This is a genomic window from Chryseobacterium sp. IHB B 17019 (genome assembly GCF_001456155.1).
GTDB lineage: Bacteria > Bacteroidota > Bacteroidia > Flavobacteriales > Weeksellaceae > Chryseobacterium.
The window spans coordinates 2,516,765-2,541,306 of sequence record NZ_CP013293.1 but is presented as its reverse complement, the minus strand read 5'-3'; the positions used below and the strand labels follow the sequence as shown (position 1 = coordinate 2,541,306).

Genomic DNA, 24,542 nt, shown 5'->3' with positions numbered 1-24,542 from the left:
AGTTGGTTTTAATTGAGTGATTTTCATAAAATTTTCATATTTTTGCAACCTAAAATTTTAATCAATAATGAAGGTTACCGCACAAAACCATGATGATGTAAGTGCATTGCTTACAGTGACATTGGAGAAATCTGACTATAAAGAAAAAGTTGAGAAACAATTGATTAATTATGCTAAAAATGCGCAAGTTCCTGGTTTCAGAAAAGGAAAAGTGCCTTTAAGTATGGTTAGAAAGCAATATGAAGCAGGTATTGCATTCGAAGAAATCAACAAACAGGTTTCTGATGCTTTGAACAGCTATGTTAATGACAACAAATTAAGATTAGTTGGTCAGCCAGTTCCTCAGCCTGTAAACGAATTCGATTACAACGCTGATCAATTGGAAGTTGCTTTTGAAGTAGGATACGAGCCTGAATTCACAATAGATCTTGCTAAATATGAAGCGCCTCACTACAAAGTAGAAGCTTCTGAAAAAGAAATCAACAAGAGCATTGAAAACATGCAGAAGCGTTTCGCTGAGCAGGTTCCTCAAGATAAAATCACTAAAGATTCTTACATCGCTTTAGAAATTTCTCAGGTTGTAGAAGAAAATGCAGAAGGAGAGCATCACCACCATCCAAAGAACGTTACCATTACTGCTGAAAACAAAGAAGCTTTCAAATTGGTAAAATCTTTGAAAATGGACGGTACTGTAAGAGTATCCAAAGAAACTCTTGCCGGTGATGAAGAACTAGCTAAAGAATTAGGATTCTCTAAAGAAGAAGCTGAGCATTTACACCACAATGAAGTTGAGGTAAAAGTAAAAGATTTCTATTCTTTGAACTTGGCTGAGCTTAACCAGGAACTTTTTGATAAAGTATATGGTGAAGGAAACATCAAGTCTGAAGAAGAATTGAAGGAAAAAGTAAAATCTGAATTGGATGAATACTTCCAGCAAAATGCTGATGTTCACTTTGTGAATAAAGTATTGGAGCAGGTTTCTGAAAAAGAAGAAGTAAAACTTCCTGAAGAATTTTTGGTAAAATGGTTGGTATTCTCAAACCAAAATATCCAGTCTGAAGCTCAGGCTAAGGAAATCCTTGAAGCTGAGAAAAACCAATTGAAATACCAGATCATCGAAGGAAAATTGATGACGGACAACGAAATCCAGTTGGATTATGCAGATGTTTTGGCGCAGGCTGAGCAGTTGGTGAGAAACCAATTGGCGATCTACGGAATCCACCACTTAGGTGATGAGGAAATCCAGAAATATGCTGTTGAAATGTTGAAAGACCAGGAGCAGGTAAGACAAATTTCTTCTGAAGTTGCCATGACGAAGCTTAAAGATGTTATTCTTGAAAAAGCAACTAAAAAAGAGACTAAAATTTCTCACGACGAATTTTTAGAAGAACTTAAAAAATAATTTATTTTATTATAAATAATGTAAAACCTCCGGAAATTTCGGAGGTTTTTTTTGATGCTTTAACTCATAATATATTTCACACAATATTCATATATTTACGCCCTAAACTTTATATATGAAAAAGATCATCATTCCGTTTTTCTGTGCCGTACTTTTTTCCACATCAGTAGCTGCGCAGCAGACCACTTCTACTTCCGCGAAAACGGAAGCCGTAAAGTCGAAACTAACCCCTAAAGAAGTGATAGACAGCTATCTGAAAGCTCTTGGAGGAAAAGATAAATTGGAAGCCATCAAAACTACCGTTATTGAAAATACCCTTACTGTACCGGGATTACCTGCTGAAGTAATGATGGTAACTAAGAAAATGGGGAACAAATTCAAATCTGAGCAGTCTGTAATGGGACAGAAAATGGTTCAGTTTTTTGATGGAGAAAAAGGATATTTTGACCAAATGGGACAAAAGCACGATATTCCGGCTGATAAAATTGCAGAATTAAAGAAAAGTAAGGTGATTGACGCCCTGTCTTACGATCCTGCAAGCTATTCCAGCGTAACAGTTGAAAAAATAGATGGAAAAGATTACAACGTCCTGAATTCTGATAAAGGAAAATTCTATTTTGACGCTTCCACAGGATTGCTGTATAAATCTTCTGCTACAGAAGGAAATGCAACTGTAAAAAGCTACATGACTGTTGACGGAATCAAATTCCCTGCGGAGATTGAAGCTGAAGGAAACGGACAAAAAGTAACAATTAAAACAACAAAAGTTACTATCAATTCCGGAGTTACAGACGCAGATTTTAAATAAATAATGATTTGTCTTTAAAATATAAAACCGTAGAAATGTTTTCTACGGTTTTTGTTATTTTAATTTAAAAGTTATTTAATTTCCTTTGGTTTAAGACCCATATTCCTTTTTCCATTCTTCGGCAACTCCGCTCAGGACATCATAGAACTCTTCGCCGTATTTTCTGATCAGAGGATTTTTCAGGAATTTATAAACGGGAACCTGCAGTTCTTTTCCTAATGCACAGGCATCGCTGCAGACATTCCATTCATGATAATTCAAGGCTGTAAAAGCAGAATATTCCGTCACGCGGATCGGGTAAAGGTGGCATGAAATAGGCTTTTGCCAGTCAATAGCGCCGTCTTCATAGGCCTTTTCGATTCCACATTTTGTAATTCCTTTTTCATCAAAAGTTACATAAGCACACTCGCGATTTTCCACCATCGGCGTTACATACATTCCGTCCTGCGGGTCAGTGGTCCAGGTTCCCTGTTCTTCAAGGGCTTTGATACCTTCCTGAGTAAGATAAGGCTTGATTTTATCGAAAATACTATCTAAAATTTCCAGTTCGTTCTTATCCAACGGAGCACCCACATCTCCTTCCACACAACATGCACCTTTACATTTCGAAAGGTTGCAGACAAACTCTTCAGAAAAAATTTCTTCGGAGATCAATTTATCATCTATCTGAATCATAATCTTTTAAAATAAATCAAAATAAGTTCCGGCCTTAAAGCCAATTAAACTAAAAATAATCAACCATACACTTACTTCCTGCATCCAGTATTTAGGTAAAAACTTCAACATCCTACTAATAATGATGGTTGAAGGAAAGGCAAGAAGCAATAAATATTCATAACTTTTATTCATATAAAGAATAATCGTAATCAGCTGAGCCACAGAAAATACCAGTAGAAATGTATATTTGTAGCGGCTTACAGGGCTCTTTTTATTATAATTTTTAAAATGGTCATAAACGGCGTAAATCAGCATTAAAACAATAGGAATCAAAGGAAATAATGCTACATAATCCGTCACCAGCTTTATCTTCCCGAAAGGAAAATAATCGATATTCCAAGTTGTAAAATTCATAAAAATCATAACCGAAAAATATCCAAGCCCTATCAAAATAACTCCCAGCAAAAACCTGAAAAGATTCAAGCTGACTCTCGCTGAAGTCGCAATGACGTGAATGATCACAAAAACTGCCATTGGCCACGTGGTAGGAAGGAAAATAAAATTCAATGCTATAATGGAACCAACCAAAACATACGACTTCTTTCTGATGTCTTCATTGGTACTCATTAAAAGTAACAAAAGAAAGGAATTCGTAAGCAGTGAAACGGCAATTCCGATGTCCAAATTACCGGGATAAAGTCCAAAAACAAAAAATGTATACAAAAATAAAGGCAGATGAGTCTGATAATTCAGGGCAATGCTATGAAAACAGAAATATCCCAAAGCAATTCCCAAGAAGGTAATTCCGGCAATAATTGCTTCATAAGTATTGAAATTCAGTATGTTAAAAAATATTACTATTAAAAGAAGAAAACCAATATAAACAGGAATTGAAAAAATATTGCTTTCTTTTGAAAGTAATTTAAACATTTTTTATAAATTTGTACAAAGTTAATTTAAAAAAGGAAAATAATGACGTCTTTCTTTCTATTCTTAAGCAAAGTTTTCAAATGGTCTTTCGGTTTCTTTGATGCTTTCGGTAATGTTTTAAACTGGATTCTGTTTATAGTTTGCTGTGCATTGTTCACTTACTGGTGCTACGTTTTGGTGGCTAAGCTGGGAGGTGATAAAGATAAAGACTACTATTCTCCAACGGAGGGTAATCACCCGTATTACGATCCGAACATCTATAAAAAAGAAGGTTAATTAATTGGTTATATAGTAAAAAGCCGATCAAATTGTTAATTTGGTCGGCTTTTTTATTATTAACGATTAAAATTTGGCTTTATCAGTCGTGAATCGGCAACACCAACACCGGAACGTGAGAATCTTTTGTGATTCCTTTCGTCAGGCTTCCTACAAAAACATCATAGATTCCGCTTCTTCCGTGCGAGCCCATTACGATGAAATCTGCGTGCTTCACTTTCGCATATTCAAGAATAATATCTTTAGCGATACCTTGTTTCAAAAGATGTTCACAATTTACATCATGAGCAAGAATTCTCTGCTCGATTTTATTAAGCTGAATAAGCTCTTCTCTGATCTCATTTTCTTCGACCTCCGGAAAATATTGAAATCCCATATCACCAATGGCAAAACCAATATCCGAAGGGGCAACATGGATCAGGAAAATCTTGCCATTTACTTGTTTTGCGAATTTTATTGCTCCGTCTACAAGCTGTTCTGTTTTGTCCCCAAAATCTACGGGTAATACAATATTTATCATAACCTTGAATTTTGTTATTTAAAGATAAGAAAATTATGCCAAAGGTTATATTAAATTACTTATAATATTCGGATATCAAGAATTTTTTCATTCTCAAGGTAAGCTTCAAGAATATCATTCTCTTCCACTTTTCCAACTCCTTTCGGGGTTCCTGTGAAAATCAGATCACCCACTCGCAAAGTGAAATATTGAGAAACAAAAGCAATGATATCATCAATCGTATACATCATATCTTTCGTGTTTCCGTCCTGTACTTTTTCTTTGTTTTTTAGTAATGAAAAGTTCAAGGAATCAAGATTATAGCTCTCTTTTTTGAAGAAATTGCTTACTACCGCCGAACCGTCAAAACCTTTGGCCAGTTCCCAGGGCAACCCTTTAGATTTCAGCTCACCCTGAAGATCTCTCGCCGTAAAATCAATTCCCAGACCGATCTCCTCATAATGTTTGTGAACAACCTCTTTTTGGATGTATTTTCCGCCTTTTGAAATCTTCACAACTACTTCCAATTCATAATGCACATCATCCGAAAACTCAGGAATATAAAAATCATTCCCCTTCAAAACGGCTGTATCCGGCTTCATAAAAATGACAGGCTTTTCAGGGATTTCGTTTCCTAATTCTTTCGCATGTTCGCTGTAATTTCTTCCTATGCAGATTATTTTCATAATTTTTTATTTAATTTTTATTGAAGTTTTAAATGTTCAATAAATTTATTCTCAATCAAAACAACTCCCATTCTCCACCTTCTGGCTTCCATTCTTTTTTTGTAGCTATTTCCCGCTTTCCGCTATATCTTTTGTTTCGCTGCGCTCCACAAAAGGATGCCGCTGCAATCGGGGCTAGGAAATGAATGCTGTTGAAAACCACCCCGTCAAAAATTCTCTGAATTTTCGCCACCCTCCAAAGGAGGGGAATTCTTACCGCAAAAACATAATTAGTCTTTGCGTCCTTATTATTTAATGCACAAAATCATTCCCACAATAATAACAAACAAACTTATGGCTCGTCAAAATAGAAACCCCAAAAAAGCTTGTCGCACTATCATCTCTGTAGATGTGATTGGATCCACATTTCGGGCAAACAAAATCAAACTCAGAATTTTCAATCGTATGTTCTACCTCCAATGAATATTCTTCATTTTCTTTGTAATCCTGCAGCACCTGATTCGCTTTTTCCAGATCTTCTTCAAAAACCTGCAGCTGAATTCCGCCAACAGCCTGAGAAAGCAACCAATCCGACTGGATAAGCTGTTCATTGGCAATGAAGCTGTTGATACCGCTTTCAGCAAGGATTTGTTTGTCCCTGTTAGCCTGAAGTGCAGTTTCGTAAAATTTAAACTTAACTAATTCGCTCATATTAAAATCTGCATGACAGCTGTATTTTTGTGAAAACTTTCTTGGTATACAACGGAAATTCCGCATTCTGAAGCCATCCGAAATAGCCTAGATCTTTCTTGAAAACCACTTTCACACACTGTCCTTTATATTTCCCGAAATTGAAAACTTCTTCCAGCTTTTCGTTATACCCAATAAATCCTGCCAGATCAGCATGCTTATTATGGAAAGTAAACTCGCTTAACGGCCCGATTGCATTCGGAATGTCATCATATTTTCCGACCTGTGCATCCAAAACTTCAAAGGTTGCCATCACATCAGCTTCTGCAGAGTGTGCATTTTCCAATGTTTTCCCACAATAGAACTGATACGCGGCACTGAGATTTCTCGGTTCTTTTTTGTGGTAAATGGTCTGTGCATCCACCAATCTGAATTTACTTAAATCAAAATCAATTCCCACCCTCAACAGTTCTTCAGCCAGTAAAGGAACATCAAAACGGTTGGAATTAAAACCTCCCAAATCACTTCCCGCAAGCATTTCCATAATTTTTGGAGCAATATCCCTGAAGGTTGGAGCATCTTTTATATCTTCATCATAAATCCCGTGAATTTCACTGGATTCTTTTGGAATTGGCATTTCAGGATTTACACGCCATGTTTTGCTTTCTCTTGAAGCATCCGGATTTACTTTTAAAATACAGATTTCTACAATTCTGTCTTTCCCAATATTGGTTCCTGTAGTTTCTAAGTCGAATACACAGAGCGGTTTATGTAGTTTTAAATTCATTTTTCTAAGATATGAGTTATTAGTTATGAATTATGAGTTATTGCGACAGTTAAATTACTTATCACTGATAACTCAAAACTTATAACTTTATTTAAGTTGTTTTTGAAAAATTATTGATATTAAGATATAATAGATAATCACCATGGGAATTCCGACGGTTTTAAAAATAGTCAAAATAATAACTGAGCCTATTAATAAAGCCAGTTTGGGATAGTTATCCTGTAATTTCATTGATTTGAATTTCATCGCAATCATTTTGATAGGACTAATTAAAAGCCACGAACAAACTGCCGTGAATACTAATAAAAACAATGGATTTTCAAATAAAAAGGTAAAACCTCCACTTTCTTTCTGGGCATAATACAATCCGAATATTAAAATTGTATTAGATGGAGTATTTAAGCCTTTAAAATAATATTTCTGATCTTCATCAAGATTAAAGATTGCCAGTCTTAAACAAGAGAAAAGCGTAACAAATAATCCTAAATATTTGATTTCAAAAGGAAGTTCAGTTCCTAAAAATATGTTCCCGAATGGTTCCAGTGCTGCATATAAAGTCAGCCCCGGAAGCAAGCCGAAACTCACCATATCAGCCAAAGAATCAAGCTGGACTCCCAAGTTGGAGTTTGACTTCAACGCCCTCGCCACAAAACCATCAAAAAAATCTAAAATCAAGGACAGAATAATGCAGATCGCAGTCGTCTGGTAATCACCCAAAATCAGATGAATTGCACCTACACAGCCTGAAAAAAGATTCCCCAATGTAATGGCGTTGGCAAGATTATTTTTAATAAAATTCATAGCCACAAAATTAATACAATATATTTAACAATATAGCAATTTATCAATGTAACAGTGTCCCAATTTAACGAAAAACAAATTGTTGTTACATTTTCAGATTGCTAAATTGTTACATTAATTTTATGTGAATTTGGTGTAAATTTGCGCATGAAATTTTTTAAAGAATTTAGAAAACAGGAAGTTCTGGTACTTTTGTACAGGATTTTTTTAGCATATTTTTTCTATCAGATTGCAAGATTTTTGTTTTGGTTTTTCAATAGGGGATTGATAAAAGTTGAATCCATATCAGATTATTTCAGCCTTTCATTCCACGGTATTGCGTTTGATACGACAGCAATTTTATATGTAAATGCTCTATTTATCCTGTTAAGCATCATTCCGATTATCATTAATACAAAAAAAGGATACCAAAAGTTTCTTTTCTGGCTGTATTTTATCACCAACGGGATTACGTATGCCATGAATTTCGGGGATATTGTGTATTTCAAATTTTCTCAGATGAGACTGACTTCCGCAGCGCTTCAGGTTGCACAGCACGAAAACAATATCTTCAAGGTTTTTACGGCTTCAATAATGCAAAATCCTTATGTTTTGATCTGGTTTGTAGTGTTGATGTGGTTTTGGGTTTTCCTTTATAAAAAAGTAAAAGTTACAGAACAAAAACCTGTAAAATTGGTTCCGTATTTCATTTGGTCGGTTCTTACACTTTGTATCGTGGCGGTTTTGGCTGTTGGTGGAATTCGTGGCGATTTTAAGCACAGTACAAGACCGATCAACCTTGTGGATGCGAACCGTTTTGTAAAGCTTCCTTCCCAGGGAAATATGGTTCTGAATAGCACATTTTCGTTTTTCAGGACTTTAAATACGAATAATTTTAAGGAAGTTCATTTTGTTGATGAAAAATTTATTGATGAAAATATTCAGCCTTATAAAATATACGACAGGAAGGTTGAAAACAAACCGAATATTGTCATTTTTATCGTGGAATCCTTTAGCAGAGAGTATTCCGGAGCTTTTAATAAGGATAAAAATATCAAGGATTATGTTTCATACACACCTTTTATCGATAGTTTAGCCAATGAAAGTTTGATTTTCCCGAATACTTTTGCGAACGGACGACAGTCGATCCACGGGATGAGCTCTGTATTGGCCGGAATCCCGAGTTTGACGGATGCATTTACGAGTTCACCTTATTCAAATCAGAAAATACAGTCGATTGTTTCAATTTGTAATGAAATGGGTTATGACACTTCTTTCTATCACGGGGCTCCGAACGGATCGATGGGGTTTTTAGGTTTTGGAAATATTTTAGGTTTTAAACATTATTTCGGGAAAACAGAATATAACAACGATAAAGATTTCGACGGAATGTGGGCCATTTGGGATGAACCGTTTTTACAATATTTTGCTAAAAATACAGGGAAATCCCAACCTTTTATGGCTACAGTTTTCACGGCTTCTTCGCATCACCCTTTTAAAATTCCTGAAAAATACAATGGGAAATTCAAAAAAGGGAAAAATCAAATGCATGAGCCGATGCAATACACGGATTATGCGATTAAAAAATACTTTGAAACAGCAAAAAAAGAACCTTGGTTCAATAATACCATTTTTGTATTCACCGGAGATCACACCAATGAAGTGTATTATTCCGAATATGAAAAGATTATGAATCGTTTTGCGGTTCCTTTAATATTATATTCTCCGAATACTGAATATAACTTAAAGGGAATAAATAATGAGTTTGCCCAACAGATTGATATCTACCCAACACTGGCAGATTTAATTGGATATAATAAAAAGATCAGAAGCTGGGGAAGAAGTTTAGTGAGTGAAAAGCAGTATTCACCGATTATCGCTAATTCTGACGGTACAGTTGAGCAATTCATCATTGGAAATTATATTTATCGTTTTGACGGAAAAGAAGTAGTAGGAATTTTCGACAAAACGGATCTCGGCCTCGAAAAAAATATTGCAGACCAGTTAAAAAACAATCCCGAAACAGAAAAAGGGAAGCAGATTGCCAAAGCATGGTATCAGGATTATATGAACAGGGTGATCAACAGGAAAATGTATTAGTGTTTAATAAATGTTTAATTCTAAAATTTGGTATATCTATTGTTATATATGCCTAGGATAATAAAAGTTTTTGTTTGTTTGAAATTAATTTCTATTTTTAACAGTAATTAGACAACAAAAATATTTTATCGTAATTAAAAATAAAAGAATATGAAAAAATTATTATTGACATTTATACTTTCACTTTTCAGTGTAATGTCTTTTGCACAAATTGAAGGAAAATGGAAAACAATTGATGATGAAACAAAACAGGCAAAATCTATTGTTGAGATCTATAAAAAGTCAGACGGTAAGTACTACGGAAAAATCTCTCAGTTATTAATAAAACCGGCCAACCCGAACTGTACAGAATGTAAAGACGACAGAAAAAACAAGCCTATTCTTGGGATGGAAATTATCAGAGGTTTAAAAAAAGACGGCAATGAATTTACCGGTGGAACAATTACAGATCCTAAAACAGGAAAAACGTATAAATGTACCATCACAAAAAGCGGAGATAACCTGAATGTAAGAGGATACATCGGTTTATCTTTAATTGGAAGAACGCAGACTTGGCAGAAAGCTAATTAATCGAATTTATTAAAATTAAAATAATACAACGGCATTTCATTTAGAAGTGTCGTTTTTTTATTTAAAAAATTGTAACGAAAAAAAAATCTGCACACTTATAGAATATGAGCACAAACTTGGAAAAAACATTTATAAGTTTTTTAAAGGAAAATCAGCGTACCTCACAAGTGTAGAATTTACTATAATCCGGAAACTAAGATCTTGATATTATTTCAATAAAAATTATACTTATATTTGTTTTCTATAAATAGTGAATTAATAAATATTTAAACGACTTATGAAAAAAATTACGTATCTATTGTTAACTTCAGGACTTTTAATTATGAATTCTTGTGGAAGTGATGACATGAGGACTGACAATAATGTTCAAGATGTTAAAACTTTAAAATCAACATCAGGTCAAGAATTAGCAAAAGTGCCAAACGCTACTTATAATGAAAAAGTAATTGACGATATGATTTCTGCTATGGAAAAAACATTTATTTCATATGGCAACAAAGAAATTGACAATTCTAATATTGATAGCTTCTTTAATCAACAATTGGCAGATTTGGGTTATCCAGGAGGAGGTTCAGCTATGGAAGATTTTACAGTATCAGAAACTTTTGCATCATATAATAATCAAATTATTCAATACCAAAACTTTACTGATGTAAATTCCTACATTCAGTACCTTGATGGGATTAAAAAAAATATTACAATTGATAAAAATTTAGATTCTAACGAACAGGCAATATTATTAAATGGTATTGTTTTTCAAATGAAAGTTGTAGAAATGGGTGATAGAATTGAAAGCATGTATCTCACTAATACTACTGGAAGATTTAAATGGAGATGTATAGCAGCTATGGTTGCGGGGCATACAACAGGTTTAGTAACAGGTTGTGGAGCTGTAGGTGGTGTTGGAGCCGCTATTGGTGGCGCAGCTGGTCCAGTTGGAACTGCTGTTGGTGCAGCTGTTGGATGTTGGGCAGGAGGTTCGTTAGGTTCAGCGGCAGGAATGCTTACTGGTGCTTTAGTAACACCTGGTTGTTAAAAATAAATAATATGTTAAAACGTTTTTTAATATTTAACTCGGTAACATTAGCATCTGCTATTCTAATAGTCACGATTTTAATATTTAATAAGAACCTGATTTATTTGAATACTGATGAAAATTGGAGATTTTACTTTGCATTGGGAGCTCTTATTTTGGCTTCTATAATATTTTTAATCGTTGTGGCTGGTATATTTTTAACATTTATTATTAACAAAAAGTAATCAATAACAATAAAAAGAATAGAATTTACTCTATTCTTTTTTTATTATCTTATGTAATTCATAATTTCAACAATCAACCAAGTTCCGTTACTTTTATCTCTCACTGAATCTGAGTAGCTGAAACAAATTTCTACAAAAAACGTACGGTAAAATACTTTGTAATTTTAAAGAAAACTATAAAGAAATAAATAAAGTAGAAGAAAATTTTAGTTTAAATTAAAATTAATACAAATATCTTGTTCAATGAGATGTCGTTTTTATTATGTAAATAATAAAAAAACACTATTTTTGTAGTCTAAATTTTTCAAAAGAATATGGCAGAATATACTTTTCGTGAGGTAATTGCACAGGCAATGAGCGAGGAAATGCGTAAAGACGAATCCATTTTTTTAATGGGGGAGGAAGTTGCGGAATACAACGGTGCATATAAGGCTTCAAAAGGAATGCTGGATGAATTTGGCCCTAAAAGAGTAATCGATACACCCATCGCTGAACTTGGTTTTTCAGGGATTGCTGTAGGTGCAGCGATGAATGGTAACAGGCCTATTGTAGAGTATATGACATTCAATTTCTCATTAGTGGGGATTGATCAGATTATCAACAACGCGGCTAAAATCCGTCAGATGAGTGGTGGTCAGTGGAATTGTCCTATCGTTTTCCGTGGTCCTACCGCTTCGGCAGGTCAATTGGGAGCGACACACTCTCAGGCTTTTGAAAACTGGTTTGCTAATATCCCGGGTCTTAAAGTAGTGGTTCCTTCTAACCCTTACGATGCAAAAGGATTATTAAAAACAGCGATTCAGGATAACGACCCTGTGATTTTCATGGAATCTGAGCAGATGTACGGAGACAAAATGGAAATTCCTGAGGAAGAATATTATATCCCGATCGGAAAAGCAGATATTAAGAAAGAAGGAAAAGATGTTACTTTGGTATCTTTCGGAAAAATCATGAAGCTGGCTATTCAGGCTGCTGAAGATTTGGCTAAAGAAGGTATCTCTGTAGAGGTAATCGATCTTAGAACAGTTCGTCCATTGGATTATGATACGATTTTAGCTTCAGTTAAGAAAACAAACAGATTGGTTGTTTTGGAAGAAGCTTGGCCGTTCAATTCTGTGGCGTCTGAAATTACTTATATGGTTCAGCAGAAAGCATTTGATTATTTGGATGCTCCTATCAAGAGAATTACTACTCCTGATGCTCCTGCACCTTACTCTGCTGCATTATTCGCAGAATGGTTCCCTAAGCTTGAAAAAGTGAAAGAAGAAATCAAAAAAGCAATGTACGTAAAGTAATGATTATAGACTAAAACTTCCGAAAGGAAGTTTTTTCATTTATTCTATTCATGGATAATTGTTCACTAGGTTATAAATTTGATTTAAATTTGCGCTTTTAAAATAAATTAGCTGATATGGCAGAAGTTACAGAAGGTGGTCATCATTTTGATATTAAAAAGCTTTCTTTTATTGGAGTTTTAGTTTCTCTGGGAATTGTTTTTGGAGATATTGGTACTTCACCGCTTTACGTAATGAAAGCAATTGTGAACGCCAGAGGAGAAGAGGGTACAATGCCTTTCAACGAGTATATCGAAGGAGCTCTGTCCTGTATTATCTGGACGCTTACCCTTCAGACAACTCTTAAATATGTTATTATTGCTCTTAGGGCAGATAACAAAGGAGAGGGTGGTATTTTAGCCTTATTTTCTTTAGTTAAAAATTTAAAAAAAGGCTGGCTGTATCTTATTGCTATAGTAGGAGCAGCCGCACTTGTCGCAGATGGAGTAATTACACCTTCACTTACGGTAATGTCGGCGATTGAAGGTCTTGAAATTTATAATCCTCATACGCCGGTGGTGCCTATTACTATTGGAATTTTAATAGTAATCTTCGTGGTTCAGCAGTTCGGGACCAGCTTTATTGGTAAGTTTTTCGGGCCGGTGATGGTAATATGGTTCTTGGTTCTGGGTGGATTGGGAGTTTCTCATTTAAGCGAAAATCTGGAGATTTTAAGATCATTCAATCCTTATTATGCTTATAAGCTGATTGTAGATTCTCCAAGTGCAATCATTATCTTAGGAGCAGTTTTCCTTTGTACAACAGGGGCGGAAGCACTTTATTCAGATCTTGGTCACTGTGGTGCAAAAAATATCAGAGTAAGCTGGGGATTTGTAAAAATAATGTTGATTTTAAACTATCTCGGACAGGGAGCATGGCTTTTAACCAACCATGGAACACCGGGCTTTTCAGTAGTCAACCCTTTCTTCGGAATTATGGAAGAATGGATGATTGTTCCAGGAGTAATTTTAGCTACGGCAGCAGCAATCATTGCCAGTCAGGCCTTGATTACAGGATCATTCACGATCTTCTCCGAAGCAATGTCTCTTAATTTATGGCCAAACCAGAAAATTGATTATCCTTCAGGGGTAAAAGGGCAGATGTACATTCCGAGAATCAACTGGGGACTGCTTATTTTATGTATTATTGTGGTGCTTCACTTTAGAGAATCGGGTAAAATGGAAGCTGCTTATGGGCTTTCAATTACGGTTACGATGCTCATGACAACAATGCTATTATTGTTCTGGCTACTGAAGCATAGAGTGAATAAAGTATTTATTCTTGTTTTTGCTTTGGTTTATCTATCCATAGAATTAGGGTTCTTCAGTGCAAATATTATCAAATTCTTTGAAGGAGGTTGGATTACGGTAATTTTAGGAGGATTCATTGGAATCTGTATGTACGCTTGGTACAACGGTAGGTCAATCAAAACAAAATTCATCAAGTTTATTAAATTGGATAAATATATTCCGATTATAAAAGACATGAAGCTGGATGAGACCATTCCTAAATATGCAACCAATTTAGCTTACCTGAGCAGGGCAAAAAGAAATGATGAGATAGAATCAAAAATCATCTATTCAATCATTAAAAAACAACCGAAAAGAGCAGATCATTATTTTATCCTAAGTATTACCAATCAGGAAGATCCGTATACTTTCAAATATGCGGTGGATGAAGTTCTTCCGGGAACTATCTATAAAATTAATTTCATGTTAGGATTTAAGATTGACAGAAGAATTAATGATTATTTCGATATGGTTTTAAGGGACTTAATGGCAGACGGAACAATTCCTTCAAGAAGCAGTCATCCTTCGCTGAGAGCTCACAATATACCGCCGGATCTTAAGTATGTTATTATAGATAATACCTATATCAACGATATTCTTTTGACGGTAAAAGAGAAAATTATCTTAAATCTCTACAATTTTGTTAAATATATTGGTAGTGATGACTTCAAAGCCTGGGGAATTACTTCGCACAATGTAGTAGTGGAATCCGCGCCTATGACGGAAGATTGTGTAGGTAAATCAAAAATTGAGCAGTGCGAATTTATTCGTCATAATAGTTAAATTCTTTAACACGGCCATCCAGTATATATTAAATAAAAAATCAATAAATTTGTAGATAATTTTTTTGATGGATACTGTACAAAAAGAAAAAAATATTGCGTTAATAAAAGATGTTCTAAGAAACTATTTACTAGAAAAAGGTTTCAGGAACACTCCAGAACGATATACGATATTAGAAGAGATTTATAATATGGATCATCACTTCAATGTTGATGATCTATATCTGCTGATGATGCAGAAAAAATATCACGTTTCCAAAGCTACTATTTACAATACTATTGAGATTTTCCTTGATGCGGGGCTTATCCGTAAGCATCAGTTCGGGGAAAAAACTCTGACGTCTTCCTCTTACGAAAAATCTTATTTTGATAAGCAGCATGACCATTTGGTGATTTACAAAAAAGATTCAGACAAGGAGATACAAGAGATTATTGAGTTTTGCGATCCAAGAATTCAAGGTATCAAAGAAGCAATTGAAGAAGCATTTGGCGTAAAAATTGATTCTCATTCGCTGTATTTTTATGGCACTAAGAATGATTAATCAATGAGGCTAATTTTTGTTCTATTAATTTTTATTTCCACGTTTACATTTGCTCAGGACAAGCCAAAACCTTTGCAGAAGGATCCGTATTTTACACCCACAGCCACTCCCAAAACCAATGCTCCGCCTGCGGATAAGGTAAAGCATGTTCATTCCGATGAGCTAAGAAAGGATGATAAGTATGATGGGAACAATTATTTTGTGGGAAATGTTCAGTTTGAACACCAGGGTTCGATTTTGAATGCCGATTTGGTCATATTTTATCAGGATCAAAATTTTGTAAAAGCAATAGGTAATGTAAAGCTTCAAAACCCTGACGGCTCCGTAATCACGGCAGAGGAAATGGAATACGACGGAAATACCCAAAAAGGAATCGCCAGGAAAAATGTAGTTCTTACCGACCCAAAACAGACGATCAGAACGGACATAATGTATTATGACAGGCTTTCAAACCAGGCATATTTTAATACAGGAGGAACCATTACCGACGGACAGAGTACCATGTACACAAAATCTGCAACGTATTTTCTTGACACAAAATTAATTGACTTTGTAGGAAATGTAAAAATTGATAATCCTGACTATATTGTGGAAGGGGTTAATATTAAGCAAAATCAGAATACAAAAGTTGCCGAGTTTTTCGGTCCTACAACAATTACACGTCGTGATAATCCCAAAAACCGGGTATATACGGAAAGAGGAACTTACAATATGAATTCCAAAGAGGCTTATCTGAAGAAAAATTCCAAGATTTTTTATAATGATAAAATTCTTACCGGCGATGATATGTACTATAATCAGCTTACCGGTTTTGGGAAGGCTACAGGAAATGTAACCCTGGATGATCCTAATGAAAGAAGGTGGATAAAAGGCGGATACGGAGAGATTTTTGAAAAGAAAGATTCTGCGATGATGACCAAAAATCCGTACGCGGTGAAAGCTTTGGAGAAGGATTCCATGTATTTTGCGGCAGAAAAAATTATTTCTTTCCAGAAGCCGGATTCAGCAAATATTAGAAAAAAGAAAAGCTTCCTCAGGGCTTTTAGAAAAGCAAGAATGTATAAATCAAATGCGCAGGGCAGGGCAGATTCTATTGCTTTTAATGAAACAGACGGAGTAATGCACATGTACCGAGAACCAATTCTCTGGAGTGACGGAAAACAAGTGACTGGAGATAAGGTCGAGGCCTACTTTGACACCCAAAAAGAAAGTATTGATTCTTTGAAGGTGATAGGAAATGCTTTTGCCATCAGCAAAGTGGATTCCCTAAGTATGAAGGATGAATTCAACCAAGTGAAAGGCAGATTGATGACGGTATATTATGGGGAAGATAACAATATAAAAGAAGCTAAAGTCATCGGAAATGCACAGGCCATTACTTATTCTGATGATGTAAATGCAGAAACGAAAGAAAAAGAAAGAATTGGGATCTCATTGACTTCCTGCGGGATTATTGATGCGCTTTTTGAAGAAAAAGCTTTATATGTTGTTGAATGTAATATTGGCGCAACTTCAGATACTTATCCGATGAGTAAAATTGAACCGGCAAGAAGAAAGTTTCCTGATTTTAATTGGAATACAAAAGACCGGATTATGAAATGGCAGGATATCCTTGTCGATACACCGAATTATCCGGAAATAAAATATGAATCCGACGATACACTATATAACCAGGCTCAGGAAGTTATTGAAAAGGAAAAGGCTAAAGAAGAAGCTAAAAAACCAAAACGGGTACGAAGATAATTCACCTTTTTGCTCTGTTTTTTAAACCGAAATATAATAATTCACCATTTTTTAATTAAGAATGGTGAATTATTTTTTATAAACTCCCTTGAAATCAGGTCTTGTAATTGCTGTTTATCTGTTAATGTTGAAAACTTTTTCATTGGGTTTATTCAAAGGGTAGTGAAAGTTCAATCCTTATCTGAATGGTGTTTTCATTGATGAATGTTCATATCACGGGTGATTGATTTAATATTTTTATATAAAATTCAAATATTTTTTGATAAATCAATACTTTGAATTAATTTTTTATATATATTTAAAACATCAATAAGTGATAAAAAACTATATTAATATTTTGTGATTTGGTGGTTCGCTCTCGGTTCTAAATTGGGAGCGATTTTTTTATTCTATCGAGAATATTTCGATGTCTCGTTAATGTTTTTTAGTTTTACTAAAATTTTCACGAAAATGGAATTGCAAAAGGACTTTTATATATATCAGGCTCAGACCACAAAGTTTGCGGCCGGTTTTGAAGTTGAAAAAGCTGAAGGAAGTTATATCTACGGAAAAGACGGAAAAAAATACCTGGATTTTGTAGCCGGAGTTTCTGCTAATACATTAGGGCATTCTCATCCAAAGATTGTAAATGCGATAAAAGAGCAGGCGGAAAAATATCTCCATGTAATGGTTTACGGAGAATATGCACAGGAAAAACCGGTAGCTTTATGTAAATTATTAGCCGAAGTTACACCAGATCCTTTAGAAATTACGTATTTGGTGAATAGTGGTGCCGAAGCCATCGACGGAAGCTTAAAATTAGCAAAAAGATACACAGGAAGAGAGGAGATTATTTCTTTCAAAGATTCCTATCACGGAAATACACACGGTGCTCTGAGTGTTTCGGGAAATGAGGCTCATAAAAGAGAATTCCGCCCGTTGTTGCCTATGGTGAGCTTCATAGAATTCAATAATAAAAATGATCTGTCTAAAATCACGGAAAAAACAGCCTGTGTAATTTTGGAAACTATTCAGGGGGCGGCCGGTTTTCTTGTTCCTGATGATGATTATTTGATCGCACTTAAAAAAAGATGTGAAGAAGTAGGCGCTTTACTGATTCTTGACGAAATTCAACCTGGATTCGGAAGAACCGGAAAATTATTCTCTTTCGAGCATTACGGAATCGTCCCCGATATTTTGGTCATGGGAAAAGGAATGGGAGGCGGAGTTCCTGTAGGAGCGTTCATGAGTTCAAGAGCAATTATGGAATCCCTGGCTCATTCCCCAAAGTTGGGTCATATCACCACTTTTGGCGGAAATCCTTTGATTGCAGCATCAAGTTATGCCACTTTAAAAGAAGTGGTGGAAAGCGGCTTAATGAATGAGGTGGATGAAAAAGAAAAGCTGTACAGAGAACTTTTAGTGCATCCTAAAATTAAAAATATTAACGGGAAAGGATTAATGTTAGCCGTAAACCTCGGCTCACCGGAATATACCTTGCATATTGCAAAAAAATGTATGGACAAGGGCTTGATCGTTTTCTGGCAGCTATACAGAAATGAATACCTGAGAATCTCCCCGCCGCTAACAATTTCTCTAGACGAAATCAGGGAAGGCTGTAAAGTTATTCTTGAAGCTTTAGATGAAAATTAAAATATAATCCTTCAAATGTGAAGGGTTTTTCTTATGCGAAACATTAGATTAACATTAAAAATAAGGTTCAACAAATATTTGAAAACCTGTGATAAATATCATGAAGATTATGTAAAAAAGTAAATACATTTTTGTGTAATAAAAAAATTAATTTATATATTGCGGGACGATAAAAACAAAGATTATATGGCGAAACATAAAGTCCATTACGAATTTCCAATGCATTGTTTATCAGAGATTTTATATGAATATCTGGCGACTGCGGAGGGATTGTCTGAATGGTTTGCGGATGATGTGACAGAGAAAGGTGATGACTTTTTTTTCAGCTGGGGCGGAGGGCCTGCTGAGAAGGCTACTTTAATTAGGTATAAACCGGAAGGTTTCGTTCGTTTCAGATGGGAAGAAGATGAAGGTACCAAACACTTCTTTGAGATGACTATCGTGATTGATGATATTACAGAAGATCTGGCTCTTAATATTACAGATTTCTGCGAAGAAGGTGATGAAGAAGAAAATGCAATGTATTGGGAAAACCTTATCGAAAACCTTAGAATAAAATTGGGTGCAGCGTAACCGTAAGCCCTGTTGAGTGATAAAACTGATGAACGATTTATCGTTCATTATTTTTTTATAAATAAATCAGATTTAAAATTGGAAAATCAATATTTTACATCAGACGAATTAAATGTAAAGAACAGAGCGTTCCTTTTGGGTGACGCAGTGAAGGTTTCTTTTTTTGTAAGAAATGGCCAATTGATCATGGATGAAGAATGTTATTTCTTCCTGATGGCGTCCATGAGAAAAATGAGACTGAATATTCCGCTCACGTATACCCTCGAGTTTTTTCAGGCCCTTTTTCAGAAAGATGTTATTGACGGGAAAGGAGTAAGCAACGGAATTATCAACTTTCAGGTTTTTAGAAATACGGACGGAATTACCTTATCAAAATCATCTGTTTCTTACTTCTATGAAGTTACGGAAATGGGCGATATTCTTACAGTTCATGAAAGACCTTTGGAATTGGACTTAATTAAGGAAATAAACGTTAATAACAACCTTTTAAGCAATATTCGGGTACATAGCCCGGAAAATATTTACGGCGGGATTTATGCACAGGAAAACGATCTTGATGACGTTATTTTGTTAAACCCCAATAAAAGAATTGCCCGTGCCACTTCCGGAAATCTTTTGTTTTTAGAAAACGATATTATTAAGGTTCCAAAACAAACTGAAGGAGCTTACATTTCTCCTTTAATGGAAAATTTTGTCACTTTTTTACATAAAAATAAGCTTGCAGATATCCAGGAACACGAGATTATAGCCTTTGAATCTCAAAAAGCCGAAGAAATTCTATTGATTTCTGATGAGAAAGGCATATTTTCTGTAGGTAAGATAAGAAATAAAACTTTTGGAAATTCCCGCTTCTTAGAATTGATAGCAGGTTGGAAAGGAAGTTTTTAAATTGACAAACCCGGTAAACAACAAAGTTCCAAAAGTCCTTTACCGGGTTTTATTCTGAATAATCAGAAATTGTTTCTTATTTAGTATTCGTTGAAAATCTCAACAAATTTTTGTGCGATTTCTTTTTGACCCTTTTCACTTGTCAGGTATTCTCTCTCTTTTGTATTATTAAGGTAGCCAAGCTCTACAACTACAGTGGGAGCTTTAGATTCTCTTAAAAGATGAAGATTTTTCTGTTCGATTATAGAGCTCGGAGTAAACTTCTGTGAAATTTTTCCGGCTAAGCTTTTCGAACCTTCAGAATTTTGAGTAAAAATTTCCTGCCCCTGTTGGGTAGATTCAGGTTGAGGACTACTGTTAATATGAAGGGAAATAACCATTTCGGGATTTAGCTTATTGATAAGATCCGTTCTGTCAGCCAGTTTTATATAGCTGTCATTATCCCTCGTTAAAATTATTTCGTATTTGTCTTGTGTATGATTGAATTTTTGAATCTCTTTTCCAATATTCAAAACAATATTTTTTTCAGAGATATCATTTCGGACCGCTCCCATATCATTTCCGCCATGACCGGCATCTATAACAATGTATTTCTTGTTGATAGGAGTAAAGGATAAAAATGCTGTAGAAAACAGTGCCAGAGCAAAAAATTTAGTTCCTTTCATTTCCGTGAATTTGGTTAGACAAATAACGTAAATTCTTTGCTTAAAATTGGTTAACGGATTCTTAAAGTTTGTTAAAATTTTTCACCTTGAAATGAATACTTTTTTCTCTTTAATTTAAAGAAATATCTTCAGGCGAATTTGCCCATAACAAATACTCTCCGCCAAGGTTCTGCATGATGGATTTCCACAATGTCTGGTCATTCGGTAATGTATAATCAAGGTTGTATACCTCCACAACAGTCCATACTTTTCGCTGAATTTCCTCATCCAACTGCATGGACGTCCATCCGGAATATCCTGAGAAAATCTTGATATCATCAATACTGATTTCTTTACTAAGCACCGCACTGATAATATTTTCGATGTCTTCCGTTAAATAAAACTCAGAAGTAATTTCCTTATAAGCTTCCGTCACTTTTTTTCCTTTTACGATAAAGAAAACTTTGTCATTTTCCACAGGTCCGCCATCATAGACTTCTATTTTAAAGTCGAAAAAATTTTTGAACTTACTACTCATTTGGCTGTTTTTTTTATTTAATATTAAACCAAATGCCCCGTGTTCGTTATGTTCAATAACCAAGACTACCGATCTGGAAAAAATATCGCCGGAGATGTCAGGTGTGGAAATTAATATTTTACCTTTGTATGAGTAATTCATACTCAAATTTAATAAAAAATATTTATGGAAAACCTGCACGACAAGAGAAAAGTGTACGAGAAATCCCAACTTATTGAAAGTGAGATAAAACAAAACCCCATAGAGCAATTTCGTCATTGGTTTTTAGAAGCCACCGAAAACCCGAACATTTCTGAGGCGAATGCAATGGCGATTTCTACCGTGGAAGATGACGGCTGTCCGCGTACAAGAATGGTTTTGCTTAAAGCTTATACCTATGAAGGCTTTATATTTTATACCAATTATAAAAGTAAAAAAGGACAATCTATAGAAAAAACACATAAGGCTTGTCTCCATTTTTTTTGGCCGAATCTGGAACGTCAAATTATCATTAAAGCTGATTTGGAGCGTATCGCAGAAAATCTCAGTGATGGATATTTTCATTCAAGACCGAAGGGAAGTCAGTTGGGGGCGGCAGTTTCACCACAAAGCGAGGAAATTCCGAACCGGGAATTTTTGGAAAAAAAACTGAAAGATCTGGAAAAAGAATACGAAAACAAGGAAGTTCCAAGACCGGAAAATTGGGGAGGCTACATTGCAAAACCTTACGAAATAGAGTTTTGGCAGGGAAGACCAAACCGTTTGCATGACAGGATTGTTTATGAGCTGATTGATGGATTGGATTGGAAGATCGCCCGATTGGCTCCGTAAAACTTGAGATCCTTTGGCTTCGCTCAGCATGGCATCGCTATAAGAACACTGCAAAAACAGTTAGTATTAGATATGTCATGCTGAGCGAAGCCGAAGCATCTCAAAGTGTGTATAATGCAAGAGGCTGCTTCTATGGAAACAGCCTCTTAATTTTTTTAATCTGAATGATTATTTTTTCTTAACACCGGAAACTGCGTTTGAAAGATCAGCTCCAGCTTTGAATTTAGCAACTTTTTTAGCAGCAATTTTGATTGGTTTTTTAGTTGCAGGGTTGATACCTTGTCTAGCAGCTCTCTCAGCTACTGAGAAAGTCCCGAATCCTACTAAAGAAACTTTTCCGTCTTTTTTCTTTAAAGTAGAAGTTACGTTACCAATGAAAGATTCTAAAGCAGCTTTAGCTGCAACTTTAGTGATACCTGCATCTTTTGCGATTGCGTCGATTAATTCAGACTTGTTCATAATTTTTAATATTAAAGTTAGTTCGTAATTATAGCAAATATAATACTATTTTCTAAATGTGCAATTTTTTTATAAAAATATGTATAATTTTTTTGATTTTGGCTGAAAATGGTTAAAATATGATAATTCCACTTTTTACGAAAAATCTACGTTACCCGTTACTAAAATCATGCCAAATGCTTATGTGTATTGACTTTATGAAAATTGTAAAATTATTTCTTACATTTATTAAATCCTAAATTATATATGAAGTATTAATTGATTTAATGATATGATTGTAAATTTGGTAAGTAAATCCAGTTAAAATTATTTTTAATAAAATTAAATCACTGTGTATCTGTTAGTTTTAAAATCATTTTAAAAGCCGTTTTTATAAATTTTTATTAATAAATTTGCACCATGTTAATAGAAGTTTTTAAGTCTAAGATTCACAGGGTACGAGTTACGGCTTCAGACCTTAATTATATTGGGAGTATTACGATCGACGAAGATCTTATTGAAGCTGCCGGACTGGTTGTCGGTGAAAGAGTTTATATTGTAAATGTAAATAATGGTGAGCGTTTCGACACTTATATCATTAAAGGAAAAAGAAAATCGGGAGAAGTTTGCCTGAACGGCCCTGCAGCAAGAAAAGTGCAGAAAGATGACATCATTATCATCATTGCTTATGCCCAGATGACTCCTGAAGAAGCAAAGAATTTCCAGCCAAAGATCGTTTTCCCGGACGAAAAAACAAATCTTTTGACTTAATTCGATGGAGAAAAAATCAAAGAATCCTTTAAAATCAATACTTACAATAGTAATTTCGCTTGCTTTTGCAGGCTTTTTTTTATGGTTTGCCCTGAAAGGCCTGGATTTTAAAGTCATTCAGAAATCTTTAGCAAAAGCTAACTACTGGTGGGTTTTGTTTGCTGCATGTTTCGGTGTTTCCGCGTACTGGTTCCGGGCTATCCGCTGGAATCTGATGCTGGAACCAATGGGGCACAATATTTCAAATTCCAATTCGCTGTGGTCAATTTCTTTCGGGTATTTAATGAATCTTACGATTCCCAGAAGTGGAGAAGTAGCCAGGGCAACGGCTTTGTACGGTGTTGAAAAGGTTCCCGTGGATCAGTCTTTCGGAACTATTATCTTAGAAAGAGTGGTAGATCTTATTTGTATGATCGCTTTTCTGGGGCTAACTTTAATATTTAAGGGAGATGCAATTTATTCCTTTTATAAAAACTCAGGAATTAATTTTAATCCCAATAAAATTCTTCTCATTGTTTCAATTTTGATTGTGGGAACGGTTTTGTTTTTTGTGTTTAAAAAAAGATTCGCCAATATTCCGTTTTTGAATAAAATTATCAATTTTATCGATGGGATTTTTCAAGGGTTAACGTCCATTTTTAAGCTTAAACAAAAAGGAAAGTTTATTCTTTATACATTAGGAATCTGGATTTCATATTATTTTGCGGCCTATCTGGTTTGTTTTGCCTTGCCGGAAACTTCAAACTTTACCTTTGCAGACGGCTTTTTAATCATTGTTGTCGGTACATTGGGAATGATGGTTCCTGCAAGCGGAGGAATCGGGGCTTTTAATCTTGCGATGAAATACGGCTTTATGGCGCTGTTTATTTCGATGGGGAAAAGTGGTGAACAAGGTGGAGAAATTGGCCTTACGTATTCATTTATTTCCTTACCGATGCAGATTGTGATTATGTTGATTATGGGATTGATTTCTATTCCGATGCTGGCAAAGGCAAGAAATACTGCTGTTGCCGAAAAAGAAATTGCAGAATAATTATTCTTAATATGGTTTAATTTGAATAAATCATCTATATAAATGACAAAAGATTAGCTGACTGCTAATCTTTTTTTATTATGTCTTTCAGAAGAAATATT

General features: G+C 34.9%; 26 protein-coding genes. 16 read left to right on the top strand and 10 right to left on the bottom strand.

The features are described 5' to 3' along the window. Window positions 1-67 precede the first annotated feature (67 nt). On the top strand, window positions 68-1,402 hold the full coding sequence (locus tag ATE47_RS11745) for a trigger factor (RefSeq protein WP_062162150.1): 1,335 nt from the start codon (window positions 68-70) through the stop codon (window positions 1,400-1,402). A gap of 115 nt (window positions 1,403-1,517) precedes the next feature. Further along, entirely contained in the window at window positions 1,518-2,210 is a 693-nt protein-coding gene (locus ATE47_RS11740) for a hypothetical protein (protein WP_062162149.1), read from the top strand. A gap of 90 nt (window positions 2,211-2,300) precedes the next feature. On the opposite strand, the gene ATE47_RS11735 is transcribed toward ATE47_RS11740, so the two are convergent. Both ATE47_RS11735 and ATE47_RS11730 read right to left on the bottom strand, forming a co-directional pair. Continuing rightward, a complete protein-coding gene (locus ATE47_RS11735) occupies window positions 2,301-2,885 on the bottom strand; it encodes a DUF3109 family protein (protein ID WP_062162148.1) in 585 nt (194 codons plus the stop codon). 6 nt (window positions 2,886-2,891) lie between these two features. Beyond that, window positions 2,892-3,797, bottom strand: a complete 906-nt coding sequence (locus ATE47_RS11730; RefSeq protein WP_062162147.1) for a DUF6427 family protein — start codon at window positions 3,795-3,797, stop codon at window positions 2,892-2,894. A 42-nt stretch (window positions 3,798-3,839) separates the two neighbouring features. Here ATE47_RS11730 and ATE47_RS11725 point away from each other — a divergent pair, with 42 nt between their 5' ends. Then, window positions 3,840-4,073 carry a DUF6341 family protein gene (locus ATE47_RS11725; protein ID WP_062162146.1) on the top strand — a complete coding sequence of 78 codons (234 nt, stop codon included), beginning with the start codon at window positions 3,840-3,842 and terminating at the stop codon, window positions 4,071-4,073. A gap of 82 nt (window positions 4,074-4,155) precedes the next feature. On the opposite strand, the gene ATE47_RS11720 is transcribed toward ATE47_RS11725, so the two are convergent. The 5 genes from ATE47_RS11720 to ATE47_RS11700 all read right to left on the bottom strand — a co-directional run bounded on the left by ATE47_RS11720 (window position 4,156) and on the right by ATE47_RS11700 (window position 7,515). Then, the gene (locus ATE47_RS11720; protein ID WP_062162145.1) at window positions 4,156-4,593 is read right to left on the bottom strand and encodes a universal stress protein; all 438 of its coding nucleotides are present in this window, start codon (window positions 4,591-4,593) and stop codon (window positions 4,156-4,158) included. A 59-nt stretch (window positions 4,594-4,652) separates the two neighbouring features. Next, the gene (locus ATE47_RS11715; RefSeq protein ID WP_062162144.1) at window positions 4,653-5,258 is read right to left on the bottom strand and encodes a fumarylacetoacetate hydrolase family protein; all 606 of its coding nucleotides are present in this window, start codon (window positions 5,256-5,258) and stop codon (window positions 4,653-4,655) included. Window positions 5,259-5,549: 291 nt separating this feature from the next. Further along, complete coding sequence (locus ATE47_RS11710) at window positions 5,550-5,948, bottom strand: putative signal transducing protein (RefSeq protein ID WP_062162143.1); 399 nt, start codon at window positions 5,946-5,948, stop codon at window positions 5,550-5,552. Between the two features lies 1 nt (window position 5,949). Next, window positions 5,950-6,714: a 3'-5' exonuclease gene (locus ATE47_RS11705; RefSeq protein ID WP_062162142.1), complete on the bottom strand. Its 765-nt coding sequence runs from the start codon at window positions 6,712-6,714 to the stop codon at window positions 5,950-5,952. An 87-nt stretch (window positions 6,715-6,801) separates the two neighbouring features. After that, a complete protein-coding gene (locus ATE47_RS11700) occupies window positions 6,802-7,515 on the bottom strand; it encodes a CDP-alcohol phosphatidyltransferase family protein (protein ID WP_062162141.1) in 714 nt (237 codons plus the stop codon). 147 nt (window positions 7,516-7,662) lie between these two features. On the opposite strand from ATE47_RS11700, the gene ATE47_RS11695 reads away from it, so the two are divergent. The 10 genes from ATE47_RS11695 to ATE47_RS11645 all read left to right on the top strand — a co-directional run bounded on the left by ATE47_RS11695 (window position 7,663) and on the right by ATE47_RS11645 (window position 20,207). Beyond that, the gene (locus ATE47_RS11695; protein ID WP_062162140.1) at window positions 7,663-9,594 is read left to right on the top strand and encodes an LTA synthase family protein; all 1,932 of its coding nucleotides are present in this window, start codon (window positions 7,663-7,665) and stop codon (window positions 9,592-9,594) included. A 150-nt stretch (window positions 9,595-9,744) separates the two neighbouring features. Continuing rightward, window positions 9,745-10,164: a DUF2147 domain-containing protein gene (locus ATE47_RS11690; RefSeq protein ID WP_062162139.1), complete on the top strand. Its 420-nt coding sequence runs from the start codon at window positions 9,745-9,747 to the stop codon at window positions 10,162-10,164. Between the two features lie 277 nt (window positions 10,165-10,441). Then, window positions 10,442-11,200 carry a hypothetical protein gene (locus ATE47_RS11685; protein WP_062162138.1) on the top strand — a complete coding sequence of 253 codons (759 nt, stop codon included), beginning with the start codon at window positions 10,442-10,444 and terminating at the stop codon, window positions 11,198-11,200. Window positions 11,201-11,738: 538 nt separating this feature from the next. Then, the gene (locus ATE47_RS11675) at window positions 11,739-12,719 is read left to right on the top strand and encodes a pyruvate dehydrogenase complex E1 component subunit beta (protein ID WP_062162136.1); all 981 of its coding nucleotides are present in this window, start codon (window positions 11,739-11,741) and stop codon (window positions 12,717-12,719) included. A 116-nt stretch (window positions 12,720-12,835) separates the two neighbouring features. Continuing rightward, a complete protein-coding gene (locus ATE47_RS11670; protein ID WP_062162135.1) occupies window positions 12,836-14,830 on the top strand; it encodes a KUP/HAK/KT family potassium transporter in 1,995 nt (664 codons plus the stop codon). Between the two features lie 67 nt (window positions 14,831-14,897). Beyond that, a complete protein-coding gene (locus ATE47_RS11665; protein ID WP_062162134.1) occupies window positions 14,898-15,371 on the top strand; it encodes a Fur family transcriptional regulator in 474 nt (157 codons plus the stop codon). A gap of 3 nt (window positions 15,372-15,374) precedes the next feature. After that, the gene (locus ATE47_RS11660; RefSeq protein ID WP_062162133.1) at window positions 15,375-17,114 is read left to right on the top strand and encodes an OstA-like protein; all 1,740 of its coding nucleotides are present in this window, start codon (window positions 15,375-15,377) and stop codon (window positions 17,112-17,114) included. A 450-nt stretch (window positions 17,115-17,564) separates the two neighbouring features. After that, window positions 17,565-18,746 (top strand): aspartate aminotransferase family protein, encoded by a 1,182-nt coding sequence (locus tag ATE47_RS11655; RefSeq protein WP_442857066.1) that lies wholly within the window; start codon window positions 17,565-17,567, stop codon window positions 18,744-18,746. Window positions 18,747-18,932: 186 nt separating this feature from the next. Further along, window positions 18,933-19,319: an START-like domain-containing protein gene (locus tag ATE47_RS11650; protein WP_062163534.1), complete on the top strand. Its 387-nt coding sequence runs from the start codon at window positions 18,933-18,935 to the stop codon at window positions 19,317-19,319. A gap of 78 nt (window positions 19,320-19,397) precedes the next feature. Next, the gene (locus ATE47_RS11645) at window positions 19,398-20,207 is read left to right on the top strand and encodes an aminotransferase class IV (protein WP_062163533.1); all 810 of its coding nucleotides are present in this window, start codon (window positions 19,398-19,400) and stop codon (window positions 20,205-20,207) included. 80 nt (window positions 20,208-20,287) lie between these two features. Here the strand turns inward: ATE47_RS11645 and ATE47_RS11640 are convergent, their stop codons facing one another. Both ATE47_RS11640 and ATE47_RS11635 read right to left on the bottom strand, forming a co-directional pair. Continuing rightward, window positions 20,288-20,872 (bottom strand): N-acetylmuramoyl-L-alanine amidase family protein, encoded by a 585-nt coding sequence (locus ATE47_RS11640; RefSeq protein WP_062162132.1) that lies wholly within the window; start codon window positions 20,870-20,872, stop codon window positions 20,288-20,290. A gap of 109 nt (window positions 20,873-20,981) precedes the next feature. Then, entirely contained in the window at window positions 20,982-21,530 is a 549-nt protein-coding gene (locus ATE47_RS11635) for a YqgE/AlgH family protein (protein ID WP_062162131.1), read from the bottom strand. Between the two features lie 24 nt (window positions 21,531-21,554). Here ATE47_RS11635 and pdxH point away from each other — a divergent pair, with 24 nt between their 5' ends. After that, a complete protein-coding gene (gene pdxH, locus ATE47_RS11630; protein ID WP_062162130.1) occupies window positions 21,555-22,199 on the top strand; it encodes a pyridoxamine 5'-phosphate oxidase in 645 nt (214 codons plus the stop codon). 168 nt (window positions 22,200-22,367) lie between these two features. Here pdxH and ATE47_RS11625 read toward each other — a convergent pair whose 3' ends face one another. Beyond that, the gene (locus ATE47_RS11625) at window positions 22,368-22,658 is read right to left on the bottom strand and encodes an HU family DNA-binding protein (protein WP_062162129.1); all 291 of its coding nucleotides are present in this window, start codon (window positions 22,656-22,658) and stop codon (window positions 22,368-22,370) included. A gap of 399 nt (window positions 22,659-23,057) precedes the next feature. Between ATE47_RS11625 and panD the strand changes: the two genes are divergently transcribed. Further along, on the top strand, window positions 23,058-23,408 hold the full coding sequence (panD, locus tag ATE47_RS11620; protein ID WP_062162128.1) for an aspartate 1-decarboxylase: 351 nt from the start codon (window positions 23,058-23,060) through the stop codon (window positions 23,406-23,408). A gap of 4 nt (window positions 23,409-23,412) precedes the next feature. Continuing rightward, entirely contained in the window at window positions 23,413-24,441 is a 1,029-nt protein-coding gene (locus tag ATE47_RS11615; protein ID WP_062162127.1) for a lysylphosphatidylglycerol synthase transmembrane domain-containing protein, read from the top strand. The last annotated feature ends 101 nt before the right edge of the window (window positions 24,442-24,542 follow it).

Bases quoted from the DNA above. Each gene is read 5' to 3' on its own strand.
- ATE47_RS11745 (WP_062162150.1), top strand. From the start codon at position 68: ATGAAGGTTACCGCACAAAACCATGATGATGTAAGTGCATTGCTTACA.
- ATE47_RS11740 (WP_062162149.1), top strand. From the start codon at position 1,518: ATGAAAAAGATCATCATTCCGTTTTTCTGTGCCGTACTTTTTTCCACA.
- ATE47_RS11735 (WP_062162148.1), bottom strand. From the start codon at position 2,885: ATGATTCAGATAGATGATAAATTGATCTCCGAAGAAATTTTTTCTGAA.
- ATE47_RS11730 (WP_062162147.1), bottom strand. From the start codon at position 3,797: ATGTTTAAATTACTTTCAAAAGAAAGCAATATTTTTTCAATTCCTGTT.
- ATE47_RS11725 (WP_062162146.1), top strand. From the start codon at position 3,840: ATGACGTCTTTCTTTCTATTCTTAAGCAAAGTTTTCAAATGGTCTTTC.
- ATE47_RS11720 (WP_062162145.1), bottom strand. From the start codon at position 4,593: ATGATAAATATTGTATTACCCGTAGATTTTGGGGACAAAACAGAACAG.
- ATE47_RS11715 (WP_062162144.1), bottom strand. From the start codon at position 5,258: ATGAAAATAATCTGCATAGGAAGAAATTACAGCGAACATGCGAAAGAA.
- ATE47_RS11710 (WP_062162143.1), bottom strand. From the start codon at position 5,948: ATGAGCGAATTAGTTAAGTTTAAATTTTACGAAACTGCACTTCAGGCT.
- ATE47_RS11705 (WP_062162142.1), bottom strand. From the start codon at position 6,714: ATGAATTTAAAACTACATAAACCGCTCTGTGTATTCGACTTAGAAACT.
- ATE47_RS11700 (WP_062162141.1), bottom strand. From the start codon at position 7,515: ATGAATTTTATTAAAAATAATCTTGCCAACGCCATTACATTGGGGAAT.
- ATE47_RS11695 (WP_062162140.1), top strand. From the start codon at position 7,663: ATGAAATTTTTTAAAGAATTTAGAAAACAGGAAGTTCTGGTACTTTTG.
- ATE47_RS11690 (WP_062162139.1), top strand. From the start codon at position 9,745: ATGAAAAAATTATTATTGACATTTATACTTTCACTTTTCAGTGTAATG.
- ATE47_RS11685 (WP_062162138.1), top strand. From the start codon at position 10,442: ATGAAAAAAATTACGTATCTATTGTTAACTTCAGGACTTTTAATTATG.
- ATE47_RS11675 (WP_062162136.1), top strand. From the start codon at position 11,739: ATGGCAGAATATACTTTTCGTGAGGTAATTGCACAGGCAATGAGCGAG.
- ATE47_RS11670 (WP_062162135.1), top strand. From the start codon at position 12,836: ATGGCAGAAGTTACAGAAGGTGGTCATCATTTTGATATTAAAAAGCTT.
- ATE47_RS11665 (WP_062162134.1), top strand. From the start codon at position 14,898: ATGGATACTGTACAAAAAGAAAAAAATATTGCGTTAATAAAAGATGTT.
- ATE47_RS11660 (WP_062162133.1), top strand. From the start codon at position 15,375: ATGAGGCTAATTTTTGTTCTATTAATTTTTATTTCCACGTTTACATTT.
- ATE47_RS11655 (WP_442857066.1), top strand. From the start codon at position 17,565: ATGGAATTGCAAAAGGACTTTTATATATATCAGGCTCAGACCACAAAG.
- ATE47_RS11650 (WP_062163534.1), top strand. From the start codon at position 18,933: ATGGCGAAACATAAAGTCCATTACGAATTTCCAATGCATTGTTTATCA.
- ATE47_RS11640 (WP_062162132.1), bottom strand. From the start codon at position 20,872: ATGAAAGGAACTAAATTTTTTGCTCTGGCACTGTTTTCTACAGCATTT.
- ATE47_RS11635 (WP_062162131.1), bottom strand. From the start codon at position 21,530: ATGAATTACTCATACAAAGGTAAAATATTAATTTCCACACCTGACATC.
- pdxH (WP_062162130.1), top strand. From the start codon at position 21,555: ATGGAAAACCTGCACGACAAGAGAAAAGTGTACGAGAAATCCCAACTT.
- ATE47_RS11625 (WP_062162129.1), bottom strand. From the start codon at position 22,658: ATGAACAAGTCTGAATTAATCGACGCAATCGCAAAAGATGCAGGTATC.
- panD (WP_062162128.1), top strand. From the start codon at position 23,058: ATGTTAATAGAAGTTTTTAAGTCTAAGATTCACAGGGTACGAGTTACG.
- ATE47_RS11615 (WP_062162127.1), top strand. From the start codon at position 23,413: ATGGAGAAAAAATCAAAGAATCCTTTAAAATCAATACTTACAATAGTA.